The sequence below is a fragment of the Actinosynnema sp. NPDC023658 genome (genome assembly GCF_040639995.1).
Classification (GTDB): domain Bacteria; phylum Actinomycetota; class Actinomycetes; order Mycobacteriales; family Pseudonocardiaceae; genus Actinosynnema.
In genome coordinates this window covers 1-4,392 of sequence record NZ_JBFAAX010000493.1, presented here as the reverse complement: position 1 = coordinate 4,392, position 4,392 = coordinate 1, and the positions used below count along the sequence as shown (strand labels likewise).

Annotated in this window: 4 protein-coding genes; 1 reads left to right on the top strand and 3 read right to left on the bottom strand. The window is 70.0% G+C overall.

Features of this window, described 5'->3' with window-relative positions:
- Positions 1-19 precede the first annotated feature (19 nt).
- The 3 genes from AB0G02_RS29740 to AB0G02_RS29730 all read right to left on the bottom strand — a co-directional run bounded on the left by AB0G02_RS29740 (position 20) and on the right by AB0G02_RS29730 (position 3,788).
- Positions 20-1,195 carry a zinc-dependent alcohol dehydrogenase gene (locus AB0G02_RS29740; RefSeq protein ID WP_360800365.1) on the bottom strand — a complete coding sequence of 392 codons (1,176 nt, stop codon included), beginning with the start codon at positions 1,193-1,195 and terminating at the stop codon, positions 20-22.
- Positions 1,192-2,112 (bottom strand): SRPBCC family protein, encoded by a 921-nt coding sequence (locus AB0G02_RS29735; RefSeq protein ID WP_360800362.1) that lies wholly within the window; start codon positions 2,110-2,112, stop codon positions 1,192-1,194. The genes AB0G02_RS29740 and AB0G02_RS29735 overlap by 4 nt, the downstream gene beginning before the upstream one ends.
- Positions 2,113-2,630: 518 nt before the next feature.
- Complete coding sequence (locus AB0G02_RS29730) at positions 2,631-3,788, bottom strand: hypothetical protein (RefSeq protein ID WP_360800359.1); 1,158 nt, start codon at positions 3,786-3,788, stop codon at positions 2,631-2,633.
- A gap of 230 nt (positions 3,789-4,018) precedes the next feature.
- Between AB0G02_RS29730 and AB0G02_RS29725 the strand changes: the two genes are divergently transcribed.
- The coding region (locus tag AB0G02_RS29725) for a multicopper oxidase domain-containing protein (RefSeq protein WP_360800356.1) at positions 4,019-4,392 on the top strand (374 nt) is incomplete at its 3' end.

Genomic DNA, 4,392 nt, shown 5'->3' with positions numbered 1-4,392 from the left:
GGCCGGACGCGGGTGGTCACTAGGGTTTGAGGACGACCTTCTCGCAGTTCTCCTGCTTGTTCTTGAAGATGTCGAAGCCGCGTGCCGCCTCGTCGAGCGACATCGTGTGGGTGATGATCCGGGTCGGGTCGATCTCCCCGCGTTCGATGCGCTCCAGCAGCGGCTTCATGTAGCGCTGCACGTGGCACTGCCCGGTGCGCAGGGTCAGCGACCGGTTCATCCACGCGCCGGCGGGGAACTTGTCCAGCAGGCCGCCGTACACGCCGATCACCGAGACCACACCGCCGCTGCGGCACGACAGGATCGCCTGGCGCAACGCGTGCGGGCGTTCGGTCTCCGACCGCACCGCCTGCTTGATCCGGTCGTAGGCGGCGATGTGCGCGCTGCCGTGGGTGGCCTCCAGGCCGACCGCGTCGATGCACTTGTCCGGGCCGCGCCCACCGGTCAGCTCCAGCAGCCGGGAGCGGACGTCGACCTCCTCGAAGTTCACCGGCGTGTGGCCCGCCCGTTCCGCCAGCTCCAGCCGGTAGGGCTCCTTGTCGATGGCGATGACCTGCGCGGCACCCAGGAGCCGGGCGCTGTCCATGGCGAACTGACCGACCGGGCCGGCGCCCCACACGGCCACCACGTCGGTGGGCTGGATGTCGCACATCTCGGCGCCCATGTAGCCGGTGGGCAGGATGTCGGACAGGAACAGCACCTGCTCGTCGGTCAGGTCGGACTCGATCTTCAGCGGGCCGACGTCGGCGAACGGCACCCGCGCGTACTGCGCCTGACCGCCCGCGAAACCCCCGGTCAGGTGGGAGTAGCCGAAGATCCCGGCGACCGGGTGGCCGAACATCTTCTCCGCGATCCCGGCGTTGGGGTTGGAGTTCTCGCAGCAGGAGTACAGCTCGGCCGCGCAGGCGGCGCACGCGCCGCAGGCGATCGGGAACGGCACCACGACCCGGTCCCCGACGCGCAGCCGGCCCGGATCGACCCCTGGGCCGACCTCGACCACCTCGCCCATGAACTCGTGCCCCAGGACGTCCCCGTCCTGCATGGTCGGCACGTAGCCGTCGACCAGGTGCAGGTCCGAGCCGCAGATCGCGGTGGAGGTGATCCGGACGATCGCATCGCGGCTGTTCAGGATCTTCGGGTCCGGCACGTCGCGGACCTCGACCTTGTTGCGGCCCGCCCAGGTGTTCGCCCTCATGCGTCCGCTCCCTTCGCGAGCTCGGAATCCGACAGGGGTTGCGCGGGGTGTTGCGGGAACTCCTCGCGGGCCCTCTTGCCCCACGGAGCGCCGTCGGAGCGGACCACCTCGCCGGTCTCCAGGACCTGCTTGAACCGGCGCAGGTCGTCGTCGAGCTGCTGGTGCGGTTCCTCGCCGAAGTACTTGGCGACCGCCTTGCCGACCGCGCCGCCGGGGATCTCGTACACCAGGACGACGAACACCTCGGTGCTCACACCGTCAGGGGCGGGCGTGAAGCGCACCGTGCCGGCGTTCGGCACGGCGGCTTCCCCGATCGACCGCCACACAATCTTCTCGCCGGGCGTCTCGTCGGTGATCTCCGCGTCCCACTCGACGTCCTTGCCGAACGGGGCACTGGCCGTCCAGTGGCTCGTCCGGTCACCGGTGGTGCGGACCTGTTCGAGGTGCGCCATGAACGTCGGGAGGTTCTCCAGGTCGCGCCAGAACGCGTAGACCTCCGACGCCGGTTTGCGGATGGTTGTCGTTGCCGTCAGTTCCACGGTTCCTCCTGTACGTGCGCCCCGCGCCGCCGGCACGGAACTGGTGCGTGCCTCCCGGGTGGCCTGCACGGCGGTCAGCAGGTCCAGTGCCGTGATCCCGGCGACGGCGCCGGTGACCCCGACCAGCCGTCGTCGGCGGCCCCCGCCGCGGTGGGCGAGGGCCACCCCCAGCGCGGTCAGGTCCATCGCGTCACCCACGACCCTGGTCCACGCCCAAGCGCCCTTCCGCCGGCTCGTCAGGAGCCCGGCCGCGTGGACCAGCTCCCTCGCTCCGACGACCGGCACCACCGCCCGCGACCGCGCGGAGTCGTCCACCCCGCTGAGCCGGCGCACCGCACCCGGTGCCGCCAACTGCACCACGCCCAAGGCGAAGCTCAACCAACCCAGCCTCCGACCCCGCCCCTGCACCTCGTCCTGCCTTCTTCGCCCTCCAGCCGGGCTTGCCGGTGGGGTCATGGGCGGCCTCCGCATCCGATCGCGCACTGTGGAACGCCTCGGTGCACCAGGACCCGGGACGCGACTGACGTGAGCTCGGCTACCCCCGGGCGATCCGGCCAACCCACCGATCGACCACCACCTGGAGACGGCACCCGGTCGTGGCCGCCGGGGTGGGAGAGCCGGAACGGACGTCGTCGTGTTCACGCTCGAACGATCAGGCCTTCGTCGGGTGACCGCCCGGCCGACCACCCGTGATCAGTTCGGCGCGGCTCATCACTCAGTGCAGCGGGACCGTGTGGGGGGACCAGGCCGATCAGTTCGCCGGGCTGCTGCCCCGGTACGCCAGCCCGTCGGGCAGCTCTCCCAGGTCCACCAGCAGGATCCGCCCCGGGGCACGCGTGGCGACCGCCTCGCACTCGATACCCGCGCTCGGCGGTCGTCACGGGCGTCGACTACGGTCAGTCGCCCGGGTGGGCCGCCGCCAGCCGCTGGAACTCCTCCTCGGAGATCGGGAGAGTGGTGTACTGGAGCAGCATGTCGCCGGTCGGTGACCAGCCGTCCGACGTCCACAGCTCGTACTCGAGTTCGTAGGGGTTCGGCAGGCGCTTGGCCAGGAAGAGGGCGTTGTTGAGGTCGTAGACGTCGTACCCCTTGCGGAAGACCGCGTTGTAGTCGTGGGCCCTGTCGCCGAACCCGCGTGTTCTCCCCATCATCACGCTGACGTAGCGGGAGCTGCGGAAACCCTGCTCGCCTAGCTCCAACACCCACCAGTCGGGCTCCAGCCGCCCGAGCACGTCGGTGGGCCGCCACCCCAGGTCGTCGACGGTCTCGTCGACCGAGCCGGTGCGGCGAACGAGGTCGTGGAGGTAGTACCCGCCATCGGAGGCGTGGCCGCGCCACACGTCGAAGTACCTGACCTCGGCGGTCTCCCTTCCCCGACTGATCCGCTCGACGTCCTCGCGGCCGACCGGCAGCACGTGCTTCCGGTGCGGGTTCCGCCCCGGCAACCACGTTCCACCGTGCAGGAACGTCTCCCAATTCCCCAGGCCGTCGGCCGGGCACCGGATCAAGGCGTGCGCGCGGTCGACGTCCACCATGTCATTCGGACTTTCGAACTCCGCGAAGTAGTAGTGGTCGTCCACCGGCGTGGCTCGCCGCCGTGCCGCCAGCAGAGCGAGGACGCCGGCCAGCCTGTCCCGCTCGTAACCGGTCAGCGGCAGCGTGAAGCGGTGGTCCGGCGACAGCTTCTCCACCACCGCGACCGCGGATCGCAGGTCGACCATGTCGGCCGGGTGCCGGAACACCGCGAAGCCACCACCTTCGTGCTTTTCCCGTGACGACGACGGAGGTGGTGCCTCGGGCCGCTCCGCGTCGATCCGGCGCATGAACCCCTCGACCTCGCTCGGGGTCGCCTCGCGGTACTCGTCGTCGGAGTCGCGTTCCGCCGCTTCGGACAGGTCTCTGCTCGACTTCCACCTGCCGTGGCCCTCGTACCGTTCTTCGTCGTAGCCGGTGACAGAGCGGTAGAGCGCCTCGGCGTTGCGGACGTCGCCCATGCCGCGCCCGTCCCTGAACAACGCGTAGTAGCGGTATTCGGCCAGATGAGGCTGGAACACGCGATCACCCCCCAGTGATCAATACATGGTAGCGGGCAAAGCGGCATCCGAGAGGCACTGAGGTGGTGGGCGGACCCGCTCGAGACAGGTGCGAACCTCCCGCCATGGCACCCAGGCCTCGTCGAGCAGGATGTCGATCCCGAACGCGACGTCGGTGCCGAGCACCCAGGTCCACAACGGCGGGCTGCCCGCGAGGTGGCGCCCCAGACGATCTGTCGACGCGCCTCGACGTGGTGGTGGACTTCGCCGGTTGCCCGCCCGGCACTGAAGTCACCCTCTGCAACGACTTCGACGACGGTGACGTGCACCGGGTCATGCGGTTCCGGATGGGCTGGCTCGTCAACGGACAGCCCTTCAGCCCCGACGCGGTCGCCGCCACACCGAGGCTCGGCACCGTCGAGGTGTGGCGGCTGGTCACGGACTTCCACCACCCCGTGCACCTGCACCTCGCGCCCTTCCGAGTGCTCTCCGGTGGTAGCAGCGGTCCCGGGCCGTTCGACGCCGGTTGGAAGGACACCGTCGACCTGCGTCCCGCGGAGGTCGCCGCCATCGCGATCCGCTTCGACGGCTATGCCGGGAAGTACGTCGTCCACTGCCACAACCT

Excerpts from the sequence above, each read along its gene's own strand:
- AB0G02_RS29740 (WP_360800365.1), bottom strand. The coding sequence starts at position 1,195 with ATGAGGGCGAACACCTGGGCGGGCCGCAACAAGGTCGAGGTCCGCGAC.